Genomic DNA, 14,955 nt, shown 5'->3' with positions numbered 1-14,955 from the left:
CGCTGCGCCATGAACGTCGCCGTGCAGAAAGCGGGTCCGGCGGCGCCCTACGCGGGATTTCGCAGCGGCGCTTTTGTTCCCGCGGGAATTCTCTAAGAGATTGTTTTCGCTGTTGTTCTCGGTTGGGCGACACGATCTTGCCTCCCAGCCATGCCACCGAACCGCTCCAATCCCCACCTCCCGCCGCACCTCCGCGAGGTCTGCAGCATCCTGGCCGCCGGCCTCGTGCGGCTGCGGAGCCGCGCTGCCGAGGAAGCTGCGCGCGAGGCTGCTGACCAGGGAGAGCGCGACCTACACTTCCCGTCCCCTCAGCGCCTGGATGCGAACCGGACCAACCGGAGACCCGCATGACACGCGCCACCAAATCCAAAGCTGGCACCCCGCCGGCGCCGACCATCTCAGCCATTCCACCGGCCGACGTGCTCGGGCGCCTGGCAGCCCTGAAGTCCACCGCCACGCCGGACTTGAAGCAGCAATGGCGGGAGCTCTTCGCGGCCGAGCCGCCGCCCTACAATCGGCGCTTCCTGGAGAGCCGCCTGGCCTACCGGATCCAGGAACTCGCCTATGGCGGCCTGAAGCCCGAGACCATCCAGCGCCTCGAGGCCCTGGGTGAACAGCTGGATGGCGGGAACCCCGTCCTGCGGCGCATCCGCGGCGACGACAAGCCGATTACCGGCACGCGCCTCATCCGCGAGTACCAGGGCGTCGAGCACAGCGTCACCGTGCTGCACGACGGCTACGAGTATCAGGGGCGCCCCTACCAGTCGCTCTCCTCCATCGCGCGCGCCATCACCGGCACGCGCTGGAATGGCTGGCTGTTCTTTGGCCTGAAGAACCGGAGGGGCACGGCATGAAGCGCAAGCCAGCCGCCGAGACCGCGATGCCGGCCACGGTGCGGAAGATCCGCGCCGCCATCTACACGCGGAAGTCGAGCGAGGAAGGGCTCGACATGGAATTCAACTCCCTCGACGCGCAGCGCGAGGCCTGCGAGGCCTACATCACCAGCCAGCGGTCGGAGGGCTGGGTGCTGATCCGCGAGCGCTACGACGACGGCGGCGTTTCTGGCGGGACACTGGAGCGGCCTTCGCTGCGCCGCCTGCTGGCGGACATCGAGCGCGGGCTGATCGATGTGGTGGTGGTCTACAAGATCGACCGGCTGTCGCGCGCGCTGATGGACTTCGCCAAGCTGGTGGAGGTGTTCGACGCGAACAACGTTACCTTCGTCTCCGTCACGCAGTCCTTCAACACGACCACCAGCATGGGGCGGCTGACGCTGAACATCCTGCTCAGCTTCGCCCAGTTCGAGCGGGAGGTCATAGGCGAGCGCATCCGCGACAAGGTGGCTGCGTCGCGGGCGCGTGGGATCTGGATGGGTGGCTTCGTGCCGCTCGGCTACGATGCGCGCGATCGCAAGCTGCTGGTGAACGAAGCCGAGGCGGCACTGGTGCGCCGGATCTTCGAAGGCTTCGTCGAGACGGAATCAGGCACGAAGCTGGTGACCATGCTCCGGGCCGAGGGCGCCACGACGAAGCGCGGCCGCGCCTTCACCAAGAGCGACATCTATCGGGTGCTGAGCAACCGGACCTATCTCGGCGAGGCGATGCACAAGGGGAAGTCGCATCCCGGCGAGCATGCCGCCATCGTGCCACGGGCGATGTGGGATGCGGCGCACGCCCTGCTGGCGGTCAGCCCGAAGACACGCGCCAACCGCGCCCGCTGTCAGACGCCGGCCCTGCTGCGCGGGCTGATCTTCGGCAGCGACGGGCGCGCCATGTCGCCAACCCACGCGCGAGGCCGCCGCGGTCAGCAGTACCGCTACTATGTCAGCCAGTCGGTGCTGAAGGGCAGCGCGGCAGACGGGCCGGCCATCGCGCGCGTTTCCGCCGCCGAGATCGAGGGCGCGGTCATTGCGCAGGTCAGGGGGCTGCTGCGCCAGCCGGAGGTGGTGCTGGGCGCCTGGCGCGCGGCACGTGCCTCGGCGCCCGACATGACCGAGGACGAGGCGAGGCTGGCGCTGGAGCGGCTCGACCCGCTGTGGGAGGAACTCTTCCCCGCGGAGCAGGCGCGGATCATCCGCCTCCTGGTCGACCGGGTGGACATCGGCATTGGCGGAGCTGACGTTCGGCTGAAGCTAGAGGGGCTGGCGAGCCTCGCGCGGGACCTCGCGGCGCCGCCGACCGAAACGGCGAGGGCAGCGGCATGACCGGCGCCGCGCAGATGCTAACCGTCCGAGTGCCGCTGGCGGTCCGGAAGCCGCGGGGCGGGCGGAAGCTGATGATCGCGCCTGTCAGCACCACGAACCGGGGCTCCTCGGCTGCGGACACCACGTTGGTGAAGGCGCTGGCTCGGGCGTTCCGGTGGCGGCGGATGATGGAGGCGGGCCGCTACGGCACGATCAATGAGCTGGCGACGGCCGAGAAGATCAACTCGTCCTATGTCTCGCGAATGCTGCGGCTGACGCTGTTGGCACCGGATATCGTCGAGGCGATTCTCGACGGGCGGCAGCCGGAGGGCATGACGCTGCCGGGGCTGATGGAGCTGTTTCCGGTGGAGTGGGAGAGGCAGCGCCCGATTCATTTCTGCGCTCCGCGACAGGCACCCCCTCCAAGCCCGGTGCCGTGGCCTGTTGGATAGCCCGCTTGAACTGCTTGGGCCTTGTGCCCGCCGCTAGGCCGATATCCTGGCGCCCCGCCTCGGAGACTGAATCGATATTGTTGCCATGGCTACGATTTCGGCTATCTGCGATGATGATTGCGGTGCCGTTTCCGCCGACATGACCTTGTACCGGACCGGACCAGGAGGAGGGTAAATGGTGGGAACGAAGCGCCGACTTCCATTCGATATCAGGGGAGTAGCGCTTGTCGCGAGGCGGGCGGGAAAAGGCACGAAGGCATGACGATCGCCGCTCGACCTTGGAAACCCCGCAACCCCCAAGAAGCATTCTTCCCGGTGGAAATGCGCCCGCTGTTTATGAGGGGCTCGGGCCGCTCCGAAAGTTACAACAAGCTTGATCGGCATTTCGCTGTCGTTGATGTGGAGCGTCAGAACCCCTTCGCTGTGGTAACTGAAGAATACAAGCTGGTCACGAATGAGGCAGCTTACGTAATGGCGGCCGAAGTTATGCAAAAGGTATTTCATACCACTCAGCTAAGTGACATGGAATGCTTGAATATCACTATGCCAAAGAGCCGATCCTTCTGTCATATTGACTTGATTCACAAGACTGCTGACTTCTCCCCTTGGGAAAGGGACAAGTGGACCGCCTTTCTTCGTATCAGCAATAGTTACAACCGCACCCGTCTTCTGCGCTTCGAACTCGGCTTCTGCCGCTGGATCTGCTTGAACGGCATCATTTTTGGAAGCAAAAGCATAGAGTTCAGCTACGCCCACACGCGGCGCGGCATGGACCGGGTGGATCGCTTCGCCGAAAACATCGGCGACATCCGTAAGCTCGAAACCGCGCTCACTGAGAAACTGCACCAGTTGAAGCGATACCACGTGCCCCCGAAGGAAATGCTGCCCCTGCTATGCCGAGCCTTCGACATCCGGGTGACCAAAGAGGTCCTGACAAAGCAAAGGCGCGTAAGCGATCTTCTGGCGCTGCGCCAACAAGCCAGTAGCCTCACCGAAGCCTACTTCTCGGACATGGGCCCGCACGGCTATGCCGCGCTGAATGTACTGACAGACTATGCCTCGAGACCGACGGGCGTGATCGCGCCGGAAGCAAGCATGCATGGCTTGCAGGAGAAGGCGGGTAGTTGGATGGACGACTTCATATCGGCCATCAAGAGCCCAGATTTTTCTTTCGATCACTACTTGGCCGAATACCGGCAGACTGCAGAGTTGATTGAGGCCCTATGAACGAATTGGCCAACAGATATCCGCCCACTCAGCTCTTGGGCATCGATGCGGCTGCTTCCCGGCTACACGCTAGCCATTGCGCAGGAAAAGCGTGATGTCCGAAACAGCGAATCCGCTGAAGTCCGCGCTGTGGCAGGCGGCCAACGTCCTGCGCGGGTCTGCGGTCGATCGAACCGACTGGAAGGGCTACATCCTCCCACTTCTGTTCTTCAAGCGTATCTCGGATGTGTGGGACGAAGAGACGGCCGAGGCGCGTGACACCTACGGCGACGCCGATCCGTCCCACTTCCCTGAGGTCCACCGCTTCGTTCTGCCTGACGGCTGCCACTGGAATGACATCCGGCAGGTGGCGGCGAATGTCGGCGCTGCGCTGCAGAAGGCCATGCAGGAGATCGAGCGCACGAATCCGGACACCCTGTTCCGCGTCTTCGGCTCGGCCGACTGGGGCAACAAGGAGAAATTCGCCGACGAGCTGCTGAAGGACCTCATTGAGGGCTTTTCCGAGATCCGGCTCGGCAACGCCGCCGTCAGCACGGATGTGCTCGGTGACGCCTACGAATATCTGGTCGGCAAGTTCGCCGACGTCACGCGGCGGAACAAGGCGGGCGAGTTCTACACTCCCCGCAGCGTCGTCCGGATGATGGTCGAGATCCTCGACCCCAAGGAAGGCGAGAGCATCTACGACCCTGCGTGCGGCACCGGCGGGATGCTGCTCGGGGCGATCGAGCATGTCACGCGCAAAGGCGGGGATCCGCGGACCTTCTATGGCCGGATCTACGGGCAGGAGAAGAACCTCACGACCTCGGCCATCGCGCGCATGAACCTCGTCCTGCACGGGATCGAGGACTTCCAGATCGCCCGCGAAGACACCTTGCGCAACCCGACATTCACCGACCCCAGCACCGGCGGCTTGGCGACATTCGACTGCGTGATCGCGAACCCACCCTTCTCCTTGAAGGAATGGGGACGCGATGTGTGGGAGGCCGATCCCTGGGGACGTGCCCGATACGGCATTCCGCCCGATAGCTACGGCGACTATGCCTTCGTCCAGCACATGATCGCCTCGATGGCGGCCACCGGGAACAGCCGCATGGCGGTTGTCCTGCCGCAGGGCGCCCTTTTCCGCAAATCGGCAGAAGGGACCATCCGGCAGGCTCTGCTCGAAAACGACATGGTCGAGGCGGTCATCGGTCTTGCGCCGAACCTGTTCTACGGGACGCAGCTGGCCGGATGCGTGGTGATCCTGCGCCGAAAGAAGCCTGCGGACCGGAAGAACAAGGTCCTGATCATCGACGCCTCAAGCCTGTTTCGCAAAGGCCGCGCGCAAAACTTCCTTGACCAGGAGCACAGCGACCAGATCGTCGCCTGGTACCACGCCTTCGAGGATGTCGAGGACCGCGCGAAGGTCGCCACGCTGGACGAGATCAAGAAGGAAGGCTGGACGCTGAACATCTCGCGCTACGTCATGCCCCCCATCGGCCATGATATTCCGCCGCTGCCTGAAGCCGTCGAGGCGTTCAAGACCGCACTCGTCGAGGCGCGTGCGGCCGAGGATCACCTGCGCAAGGTGCTGGTCGAGGGAGGCTGGCTGTCGTGACCCAGCTGAGCCAACGCGAGCTCGAGGTTTATCTCTGGGGCGCCGCCACGCTGCTGCGCGGCCTCGTCGATGCCAGCGACTACAAGCAATACATCTTCCCGTTGATGTTCTTCAAACGCCTGTCCGATGTCTGGGACGAGGATTACCGGCAGGCGCGCGATGAGACAGGCGACGAGGGCTACGCGACCGCCACGGCCAATGACCGCTTCGTCATCCCCGACGGCGCGCACTGGAAGAATGTCCGCGCCGCACCGCGCGACGTGGGCCGCGCACTTCTGTCGGCCTTCCTCGCCATCGAGGCTGCCAACGCCGAACGCCTCCAGGGCGTCTTCGGCAATGCGAACTGGACCGACAAGGCCCAGATGCCCGACAGCACGCTGAAGAACTTGATCGAGCACTTCTCGAAGCACGACCTCACGCTGGCCGCCGTGCCCGAGGACGAACTCGGCAACGGCTACGAGTACCTGATCAAGAAGTTCGCTGACGACAGCGGCCACACGGCGCAGGAGTTCTACACCAACCGCACCCTGGTCCACCTGATGGCGCAGATGCTGGAACCGAAGCCGGGCGAGAGCATCTACGACCCGACCTGCGGCACGGGCGGCATGCTGATCTCCTGTCTGGCCGAGGCGAAACGACGCGGGGGGGACACGCGCACCATTGGCCTGTTCGGGCAGGAGCTGATCACCATCACCGCCGCCATCGCGCGGATGAACCTCGTTATCCACGGCGTGGATGACTTCCACGTCGCCAGCGGCAACACGCTTGCTACGCCGGCTTTTGTGCAGGGCGACCGGCTGAGGACCTTCGATGTGGTCCTTGCCAACCCGCCCTACTCCATCAAGAAATGGAACCGTGGCGCGTGGGAGCAGGACTCCTGGGGGCGCAATTTTCTCGGCACTCCACCGCAGGGGAGGGCGGACTACGCCTTCTTCCAGCACATCTTGGCATCCATGGACCCGAAGACAGGGCGCTGTGCGGTCCTGTTCCCGCACGGCGTGCTGTTCCGTAACGAAGAGGCAGAGATGCGGCGCAAGCTGGTCGAATCCGACCGCGTCGAATGCGTGCTCGGGCTCGGCCCGGGCCTCTTCTACAACTCGCCGATGGAGGCTTGCGTCGTAATCTGCCGATCGCGGAAGCCGGCCGAGGCGCAGGGCCGCATTCTTTTCATCGACGCCGTGGCCGAGATCGCGCGCGAACGGGCGCAGAGCTTCCTAAGAACCGAGCATCAGACGCGCATCCTCTCCGCCTACCAGGCCTTCGCGGATGAGCCTGGCTTTGCCGCTGTAGCCAGTACGGCTGATGTGCTGGCCGCGGAGGGCAACCTGTCGATCGCCCGCTATGTGAAGCGCCCCAAGGCTACCGCGGCGACTGGCGATGCCACGCTGGCCACGACCTGGGCGGCGTTCGATGAGGAAGGGCGAGAATTTTGGCTGGGCATGGACGCGCTGGTGGACATGCTCGATGGCCTGACGCCTGCGGAGGATGTCGATGCTTGAGCGGCCGCTGTCCAAGGCGGGGTGGGCACGAGTGGCGTTTGGCGACGTGGTGCGCAAGGTCAACGACAGGGTCGATCCCTGGGAGTCCGGGCTGGAGCGTTATGTCGCCGGAGAACATATGGACACCGACGATCTGCGCGTCCGCCGCTGGGGCCTGATCGGAGACGATTACCTTGGACCTGCCTTCCACATGCGGTTCAAGCCGGGGCATGTGCTGTACGGCTCGCGGCGGACGTATCTGCGTAAGGTGGCGCTGGCAGATTTCGAAGGGATAACGGCAAATACAACCTTCGTCCTCGAAGCGAAGGACCAAAGCGGGTTGATGCCCGAACTGCTGCCCTTCCTGATGCAGACCGAGGCATTCCACAGCTATTCGATTAAGCACTCGAAAGGCTCAGTGAACCCATACATCAACTTCTCGGATCTCGAAGCTTTCGAGTTCATGCTGCCGCCAATTCAGGAGCAGGCGCGTCTGGTGGAGGCGTTTGTCGCTTATCGGGTTGCCGACGAGGCTATAGGAGTTGCAGGCGATCAGCTTGCTGCAATGCGCGCGTCCTTCGTTAGCCAGGTTATCAACCAGTATGGGACTGGCGCAGAGCGCCGGAAGGTTGGGGAACTGCTGGTGGATGGCCCCACCAACGGTCGTTCACCTGCTCCGAGCGATAGTGCTGTCGGTTTCAAGACCGTCAGCATAAGCGCGATCCGCAACGGTCTTTTCGATCCCGACGGCTGCGTCAAGTTCGTTGATATGACGACGGCCGACGCACGTCCTTTCACAGTGCAGGCCGGCGACATTTTCGCTGTTCGCGGGAACGGCAACCGTGACATTTGCGGCCGTGTTGGAATCAGCCGTCTAACCTATCCCGATTTGGTCTATCCGGACCTGCTCATCCGGATGCGGTTCGACGCAGCGCGCCTGCTGCCGGACTTTGTTGTAGCGCAGTGGAACCATCCAGCCGTGCATGGTCGACTGATATCGCGGGCGAAGTCCTCAAATGGCATCTGGAAGGTGAACGGTCAGGATATTCGCGCACATACGCTGGTCGTTCCTCCGATAGAGATCCAGCGACAAGCCGTGCGATCGCTTGGTGCACTCGACGCACAAGCCAAGGGTATCTCAGCTCGTGTCGAGAGGCTGCGCGATTTGAAACGCGAGTTGTTCAAGGCTTTCACCGGAGGTGCCGAGTGACCTTCACAGAAGCCAGCACCGTCGAAGCCCACCTGCGCGACCTTCTTGCAGGGGCCGCTTCTGCCCGCCCATCGCAATTCTCGCCCGGCCTCGCCCGGATGGGCGGCAAGATCGCGGGCCTAGGCTGGCACTATGTCACCCCCGCCGACCTTCCCCGGCAGCCGCAGGAGGTAATGGTCGAGCACCACCTGCGCGCTGCCCTGATCCGCCTCAACCCCGCGATTGCCGCGAACCCTGTCCGGGTTGATGACGTGCTCTACCGCCTGCGCGCCATCATCCTGGGCGCGCGACAGGACGGGCTGGTCAAGGCGAACGAGGAGTTTGCCGCCTGGCTTCTCGGTGAACGCTCCATGCCCTTCGGCGCGAATGGCGAACATGTCACCATCCGCCTGATCGACTTCGACAACATCGAGCTGAACAGTTTCGTCGTCACTCAGCAATTCACCATTCGTGCCGGCAAGACCGAGAAGCGCGCCGATCTGGTGCTGCTGGTCAACGGCGTTCCGCTGGTGCTCATCGAGGCCAAGACGCCGGTGCGCTCCAGCCAGAGTTGGCTGGACGCCGCCCTCCAGGTGCACGACGATTACGAGCGCAATGTGCCCGAGCTGTTCGTTCCCAACGTCCTGTCGGTGGCGACGGAAGGCAAGGAACTCCGCTACGGCTCTGTCCGGATGCCGGTCGACATGTGGGGGCCCTGGCGGGACGGCGACGGCCAGCAATCACTCAGCGAGGTGGAGAAGGCCGCTACATCAATGCTGCGGCCCGCGATGGTGCTCGACATGCTGGCCAGCTTCACGGCCTTCGCCACGCAGAAGGGCAAGCAGCGCATCAAGATCATTGCCCGCTACCAGCAGGTGGATGGCGTCAACAAGATCATCGCGCGCGTGGTCGCCGGCCAGCCGCGGAAGGGCCTGCTCTGGCATTTCCAGGGATCAGGCAAGTCACTCCTCATGCTGTTCGCCGCCCGTAAGCTGCGGCTGCATCCGGCGCTGAAGAACCCAACGGTGCTGGTGGTCGTCGACCGGATCGACCTCGACAGCCAGATCTCCGGCACCTTCTATGCCGCCGACATGGCCAACATGGTGCGTACCGAAAGCCGCAAGGAACTGGCCGAGCTTCTGGCCAAGGACGCGAGGAAGGTCGTGATCACCACGATCCACAAATTCGCCGAAGCGGACGGTGTGCTGAACGACCGTGACAACATCATCGTCATGGTGGACGAGGCACACCGCACGCAGGAAGGCGGTCTGGGTCGCAAGATGCGTGAGGCGCTGCCGAACGCGTTCCTGTTCGGGCTGACCGGCACGCCAATCAACCGCACTGACCGGAACACCTTCTACGCCTTCGGCGCAGAGGGCGATGACGGCGGCTACATGAGCCGATATGGCCTGAACGATTCCATCCGTGACGGCGCGACGAAGGAGCTGCACTTTGAGCCGCGCCTGGTGGACCTGCACATCGACCAGAAGGCAATTGAGGAAGCCTACGCCGAGCTGACCCAGGGCCTGACGGATGAAGACCGCGACCGGCTGGGCAAGGCGGCGGCCAAGATGTCGATCCTGGTGAAGTCGCCCGCGCGCATCCGCGCGATCTGCGCCGACATCGCCAAGCACTTCCAGGAGAAGGTCGCACCGAACGGTTTTGGCGCACAGGTGGTCACCTTCGATCGTGAGAGCTGCCTTTTGTACAAGCAGGAGCTCGACCGGCACCTGCCGCCGGAAGTCTCGGACATCGTCATCTCGGTCAACAGCGGCGAGCCACAGTACGCCCCGTACAAGCGCGAGCGGGATGCTGAGGAGAAGCTGCTCGACCGCTTCCGCGATCCGAAGGACCCGTTGAAGATCATCATCGTGACGTCGAAGCTGCTCACCGGCTTCGACGCGCCGATCCTGCAGACGATGTATCTCGACAAGCCGCTGCGCGACCACACGCTGCTACAGGCGATCTGCCGCACCAACCGGCCCTATGGCGAGCAGAAGACCCACGGCCTGATTGTCGATTACCTCGGCATCTTCGACGACGTGGCGCAGGCGCTGAAGTTCGACGAAGAGGGCGTGCAGAAGGCGGTCTCGAACATCGCCGAGCTGGTCAACGCCCTGCCGACCGCGCTGCAAAAGTGCCTGGCCTACTTCGCCGGCGTGGATCGCAGCCTGACCGGCTACGAAGGTCTCATCGCCGCGCAAGAGTGCATTCCGAACAACGATTTGCGCGACGCCTTCGCTGCGGAATTCAACGTGCTGGCGCGCATCTGGGAGGCACTCTCACCTGATCCGGTGCTGGCGCAGCATGAAGCGGATTATCGCTGGCTCGCGCAGGTCTATGAGTCGCTGAAGCCTTCAACCGGTACCGGCCGCCTGCTGTGGCACCAGCTTGGCGCCAAGACCATCGAGCTCATTCACGCGAACGTCCATGTTGATGCCGTGCGCGATGACCTCGACACGCTCGTCCTGGATGCTGATCTCCTCGAAGCCGTTCTCGGGAACCCCGACCCGGATAAGAAGGCGAAGGAGGTATCGATCAAGCTGGCCGGTCGGCTTCGGAAGCATTCAGGGAACCCGAAATTCAAGGCCCTCGGCGAGCGGCTCGAAGATCTGAAGAACCGCCATCAGCAGGGCCTCCTGCTCTCCATCGACTTCCTGAAGGAGCTGCTGGCCCTGGCGAAGGATGTCGTCAGGACGGAGCGCGAAACACCCGAGGAAGAGGACATCGACCGCGGCAAGGCGGCGCTGACTGCGCTGTTTGAGGAGGCACGGACCGGCGATACGCCAGTGATGGTGAAACGCGTCGTCGACGATATCGATGAGATCGTGCGCGCAGTCCGCTTCGACGGATGGCAGGCAACCCACGCCGGTGAGCGAGAGGTCAAGAAGGCGCTCCGGCAAACGCTATTCCGATACAAGCTGCACCAAGACGCCGACCTCTTCGAGAAGGCCTACGGGTACATCCGGGAGTATTATTGAGGTGAGTGCCGGGGTGCACGTGCGTGTGTTCACCCTCAGGCGAATGACGCCCTACCAAGTTCTTATCTCGGCGGGCGAGCCACAGATGGAGCTGTGCTTTCCGCGCGATATCGACGAGTAGGTGCGTCAAAGATAGATTCCGCGCCGGCACGCTGCCCGCGTCTTTCTGGATCAGATTACCCTGGTGGCGCGGGCCAAATGCCAACAGCCACATCGAAGAGTGCGCGAGCGCGCTTTCCGATTCTGACCTCATCCCACGATTCGTATTTCACGAGAGCTTTGTTCAGAAGCAGCGTGCTGTGCTCGTCGAGCGCAGCACGCTTTGACTTCTTCGGGTTGTCGTGGTTCCAAGCGGCGTTGGAGAGAGTTGGGTTCAGGGCGCTACTCACTAGGGTCAGATTGCCGATCCGGTTAAGATGGCCAGAGCGCTCCGCTTCCCGCTCCGCACGATCGCCCTCCGGGAGCGGCCAATGCGATTGCCAGCTCGTGGGCATGACATGCTCGACCTGAAGCATCGAGAAATCCACGCTCGTTGGCTCCATTTTCGTCTTTTTGGCCCTCAGTGCCTCTTCCAGCGCACGCAGGATCATGACCAACCGCTCGCGCCGCAGATTTCCATACAGAGGGCGCGTCAGCCATTCAGCTTCGAACTTCGCATCGCTTGGCCATACTGCTGACCCGTCCTGTGCTTTCGTGAGTTCCTGGGCCACGACCGGGGCCGCTGGGGATGATGGGTCAGCCTCAGATATCGGCTTGATCAGTTTCACGAATTGGGTGCTGTAGCCCCGTGTATTCAACCCGCATACCATGCGACGCACCAGGTAGGATTCAAGCATCTCAGCAATGGCGTTCCGATCGTTGGCGTCGCTGCCAGCGCGGGCAAGGAGATGCATGAGCAGTGGATGCAGTGCGACGATATCCATCGCCTGAAGCCGATTGAGGAAGACGGTAAAGCGGTCACCACTCTGCGCAGGTTGGTCAATGCTCCGGTAAAGTTGGGACCTCGACTGGATCTCCGCCATCAGCGGCCTAACGGGCGGTCGGACGCCAGCTGCGGGAGAAACATGGCGAAGAAACTGTTCGTAGATGTGAGTCGCCGAAACAGGTTCGGCGCGGCGCTCGGATAACCAGTTTGCCAGAAAAGTGTCCACACGCGGCCGGCTGGCATGCCCAGTCCCGATCTTCTTCCGCCAGTACGCGCTGTCACTATCAAAGGGGCGCCAGTGCGCCTGGTAGAGCGCAACGAGGTCGCTCTGCTGCCGTTGGGCTTCCCACAGGAGCCAGTTCTTCACCAAGTCCGCGGGAAGCAGCGGAGTCCCGCGCGCGTTGAGCGTCTCGAAAATTGCCTGAGGCTCATCCGTTCCCTCGAGGTCGAGCACTATCAGCCTCAGGTGATCCTGCACCGCTGCCGCAAGGGCCTGGGCGACACGCCCATCGGAATCCTCCTTCAGATATTGCTCCGCGGCCGCGTAGAAGAAGCGATATGCATCGCTGAGCTTCGTCGAGGTGGGGGCGATTGCGTCGGGCCCGGTTGCATCCATGACCTCACGAAACGCTGCTCGATCATCGTTCGTGGGCCAGACTTTGTAGGCCTCTTCATCCTCGCTCACGAGCGTATTGCGTGTCAGCGCTGCCACTTGCCGGGCAGCAAGGCCCGCAAGCCGACCAGCGTCGTCCTGGCCGATCTTCGCTGACGCCGCAGCCGAGGCGGTCATAGCGTGGGAAGCTGCGTGGAGGCACACCTGCAGCGTGGTCAAGCGTTGTTGGCCATCGATTACCTCGCGAATTGGAAGGCCGCCCGTGGCATGGGAGCGTTGCTCCAGCACCACCGATCCGAGGAAATGGCCCTTGATGGCTTCACCCGTGCCGGCTTGGCGAACTCGCTCTGCCACAGCCTGGATGTCGTCCCAGAGCGGCTCCCACTGCTCCTCCTGCGTCCAGACGTATGGACGCTGAAAAAGCGGAACGATGAAGCGTTCCGATTGCCCGAACAGATTCCGTAGTGCCAAGTAGTTTGGTTTCATGGGGCCATCATTCCCCAGGTAACTGCCGGAGCGCCAGAGCGCGGTCCCGGATCTTTCCGACGCCGCCCGCCTTCTGTAGCTCCAGGCGAGACCGGCCGATCTCGTGGCCAAAGGCCTGCTGGGCGGCGCCGTACCAAAGTGTTCGATGTCGCAGTACGGATTTCATGCAAGTGGGATTCGAACCGGGGCAAGGGCCGACCTCGCTGAAACCGGCCTTTGACCTTGGTTTTTGCGTTCCGTACTAAAACGGCCAAGTCAGGAGGTCCGGAGAGAATTGACCTCCGGAGAGCGATTTTCCGCCTTCTCCGCGCCGAGCCAGGCAACAGGTTTGTCCTGAAAACCCCAGGAAACCTGCCACACAGCGCGCCGCTCGGTCAGGTGGAGAGCATGGCTCGTATGGGAACTGGCGGACAGGGTGGGATTCGAACCCACGATAGGCTTTTGACCTATACGCACTTTCCAGGCGCGCGCCTTCGACCGCTCGGCCACCTGTCCCGCTGGGCGCCTCCATAAGCGCAGCGCGCCCCCTCCGCAAGCAGGGTCCCGCTCAATCCCCGCGCAGCGCCGCCCCCGCGGCCAGCGGCGCCATGGGGGCCGCCAGCGCCAGGATCGCCGCCTCCAGCAGCAGATAGGGCCGGGCCTCCAGCCCGCTCGCCGCCGCCTCGATGGCCGCGGCGCCGAAGATCACGGCCGGGATGGCCAGCGGCAGCACCAGAAGCGGCAGCAGCACGCCCCCCCGCCGCGCGCCCAGGGTCAGCGCCGCGCCCGCCGCGCCGAACACCGACAGGATGGCCGAAGCGAGGCCCAGCGAGAGCATCGCCACCCCCCAGGCTTCGATGGGCAGGTTCAGAAGGGCGGCCGCCACGGGGGTGGCCAGCACCAGGGGAATGCCGGTGGTGCACCAATGCCCCAGCGCCTTGGCCGCCGCGATGGCGGCCGGGTGCAGGCCGGACAGCAGAAGCTGGTCGAGCGAGCCATCCTCCGCCTCCGCCCCGAACAGCCGGTCCAGCGGCAACAGCGCCGCCAGCAGCGCCGAGGCCAGCAAGGCCCCCGGCGCCAGCCGCGCCAGCAACTCCGGTGAGGGCCCCACGCCGAAGGGGAACAGCGCCGCCACCAGCACGAAGAACAGCACGGCCGAGAGCGTATCGGCCGGGTGCCGCAAAGCCAGGCGCAATTCGCGGCCGACCAGCGCCCTCACAGCCGCAACTCCCGGGCATCGGGCAAGGGCAGGGGAAGGTGGGTGGCGGCGATCACCATGCCGCCGCGGGCGCGGTGCGCCGCCAGCAGCGGCCCCAGCCGCGCCACCGAGGCCGTATCCAGCCCCACGGTCGGCTCATCCAGCAGCCACAGCCCGCAGGGCGCCAGCGCCAGCCGCGCCAAGGCCAGCCGCCGCTTCTGCCCGGAGGAGAGCACCCGTGCAGGCAAATCCGCCAGGGGCAGAAGGTCCAGCGCCTCCAGCGCGGCGGGCACGTCGCCACCATGCAGCCGGGCGTAGAAGCCGAGGTTCTCGGCGGCGCTGAGGGCAGGTTTCAGCGCGTCCTGGTGGCCCAGGTAGCGCAGGCGGGCGCCGTGGGTGACGCGGTCGGCCAGGGCGTCCTCGTTGTTCCACAGCAGCTTGCCCTCGGCGGCGGGCAGCAGCCCGGCCAGCACGCGCAGCAGGGAGGACTTGCCCGCGCCATTGGCGCCGGTCAGCAACAGCGCCTCGCCGGGCGCCAGCGTGAAGGAGATTTCCGCGAAAACGAGGCGTTCCGCGCGCCAGCAGGCCAAATCTTGCGCGGTGAACAGGGCCGCCTCCATGGACCCGAGCAGAAGGCCATGCTTAAAC

General features: G+C 64.0%; 11 protein-coding genes and 1 tRNA gene. 8 read left to right on the top strand and 4 right to left on the bottom strand.

The window, feature by feature from the left end:
- Positions 1-347 precede the first annotated feature (347 nt).
- From GGQ83_RS01965 to GGQ83_RS01930, 8 genes are all read left to right on the top strand, one after another.
- Positions 348-854: a DUF2924 domain-containing protein gene (locus GGQ83_RS01965; RefSeq protein ID WP_184381916.1), complete on the top strand. Its 507-nt coding sequence runs from the start codon at positions 348-350 to the stop codon at positions 852-854.
- Positions 851-2,203: a recombinase family protein gene (locus tag GGQ83_RS01960; RefSeq protein WP_184381915.1), complete on the top strand. Its 1,353-nt coding sequence runs from the start codon at positions 851-853 to the stop codon at positions 2,201-2,203. The genes GGQ83_RS01965 and GGQ83_RS01960 overlap by 4 nt, the downstream gene beginning before the upstream one ends.
- A complete protein-coding gene (locus GGQ83_RS01955; protein ID WP_184381914.1) occupies positions 2,200-2,634 on the top strand; it encodes a hypothetical protein in 435 nt (144 codons plus the stop codon). The genes GGQ83_RS01960 and GGQ83_RS01955 overlap by 4 nt, the downstream gene beginning before the upstream one ends.
- Before the next feature lie 258 nt (positions 2,635-2,892).
- Positions 2,893-3,861, top strand: coding sequence for a DUF932 domain-containing protein (locus GGQ83_RS01950; protein WP_184381913.1), 969 nt, complete (start codon positions 2,893-2,895; stop codon positions 3,859-3,861).
- Between the two features lie 94 nt (positions 3,862-3,955).
- The gene (locus GGQ83_RS01945) at positions 3,956-5,458 is read left to right on the top strand and encodes a type I restriction-modification system subunit M (RefSeq protein WP_184381912.1); all 1,503 of its coding nucleotides are present in this window, start codon (positions 3,956-3,958) and stop codon (positions 5,456-5,458) included.
- Positions 5,455-6,957 (top strand): type I restriction-modification system subunit M, encoded by a 1,503-nt coding sequence (locus GGQ83_RS01940; RefSeq protein ID WP_184381911.1) that lies wholly within the window; start codon positions 5,455-5,457, stop codon positions 6,955-6,957. Before GGQ83_RS01945 ends, GGQ83_RS01940 begins: the two co-directional genes overlap by 4 nt.
- The gene (locus GGQ83_RS01935; RefSeq protein ID WP_184381910.1) at positions 6,944-8,146 is read left to right on the top strand and encodes a restriction endonuclease subunit S; all 1,203 of its coding nucleotides are present in this window, start codon (positions 6,944-6,946) and stop codon (positions 8,144-8,146) included. The genes GGQ83_RS01940 and GGQ83_RS01935 overlap by 14 nt, the downstream gene beginning before the upstream one ends.
- Positions 8,143-11,106, top strand: a complete 2,964-nt coding sequence (locus tag GGQ83_RS01930) for a type I restriction endonuclease subunit R (protein WP_184381909.1) — start codon at positions 8,143-8,145, stop codon at positions 11,104-11,106. Before GGQ83_RS01935 ends, GGQ83_RS01930 begins: the two co-directional genes overlap by 4 nt.
- Before the next feature lie 176 nt (positions 11,107-11,282).
- Here GGQ83_RS01930 and GGQ83_RS01925 read toward each other — a convergent pair whose 3' ends face one another.
- The 4 genes from GGQ83_RS01925 to ccmA form a co-directional block, all read right to left on the bottom strand.
- The gene (locus tag GGQ83_RS01925) at positions 11,283-13,130 is read right to left on the bottom strand and encodes a DUF262 domain-containing protein (RefSeq protein WP_184381908.1); all 1,848 of its coding nucleotides are present in this window, start codon (positions 13,128-13,130) and stop codon (positions 11,283-11,285) included.
- A 404-nt stretch (positions 13,131-13,534) separates the two neighbouring features.
- Positions 13,535-13,625, bottom strand: a tRNA-Ser gene (locus tag GGQ83_RS01920).
- 52 nt (positions 13,626-13,677) lie between these two features.
- Positions 13,678-14,328 carry a heme exporter protein CcmB gene (gene ccmB / locus GGQ83_RS01915; protein WP_184381907.1) on the bottom strand — a complete coding sequence of 217 codons (651 nt, stop codon included), beginning with the start codon at positions 14,326-14,328 and terminating at the stop codon, positions 13,678-13,680.
- Positions 14,325-14,927, bottom strand: a complete 603-nt coding sequence (gene ccmA, locus GGQ83_RS01910; RefSeq protein ID WP_242534830.1) for a heme ABC exporter ATP-binding protein CcmA — start codon at positions 14,925-14,927, stop codon at positions 14,325-14,327. The genes ccmB and ccmA overlap by 4 nt, the downstream gene beginning before the upstream one ends.
- Positions 14,928-14,955: the final 28 nt, after the last annotated feature.

The sequence above is a fragment of the Roseococcus suduntuyensis genome, from assembly GCF_014196305.1.
Taxonomy (GTDB): domain Bacteria; phylum Pseudomonadota; class Alphaproteobacteria; order Acetobacterales; family Acetobacteraceae; genus Roseococcus; species Roseococcus suduntuyensis.
This window is presented reverse-complemented; position numbering and strand designations above follow the sequence as displayed.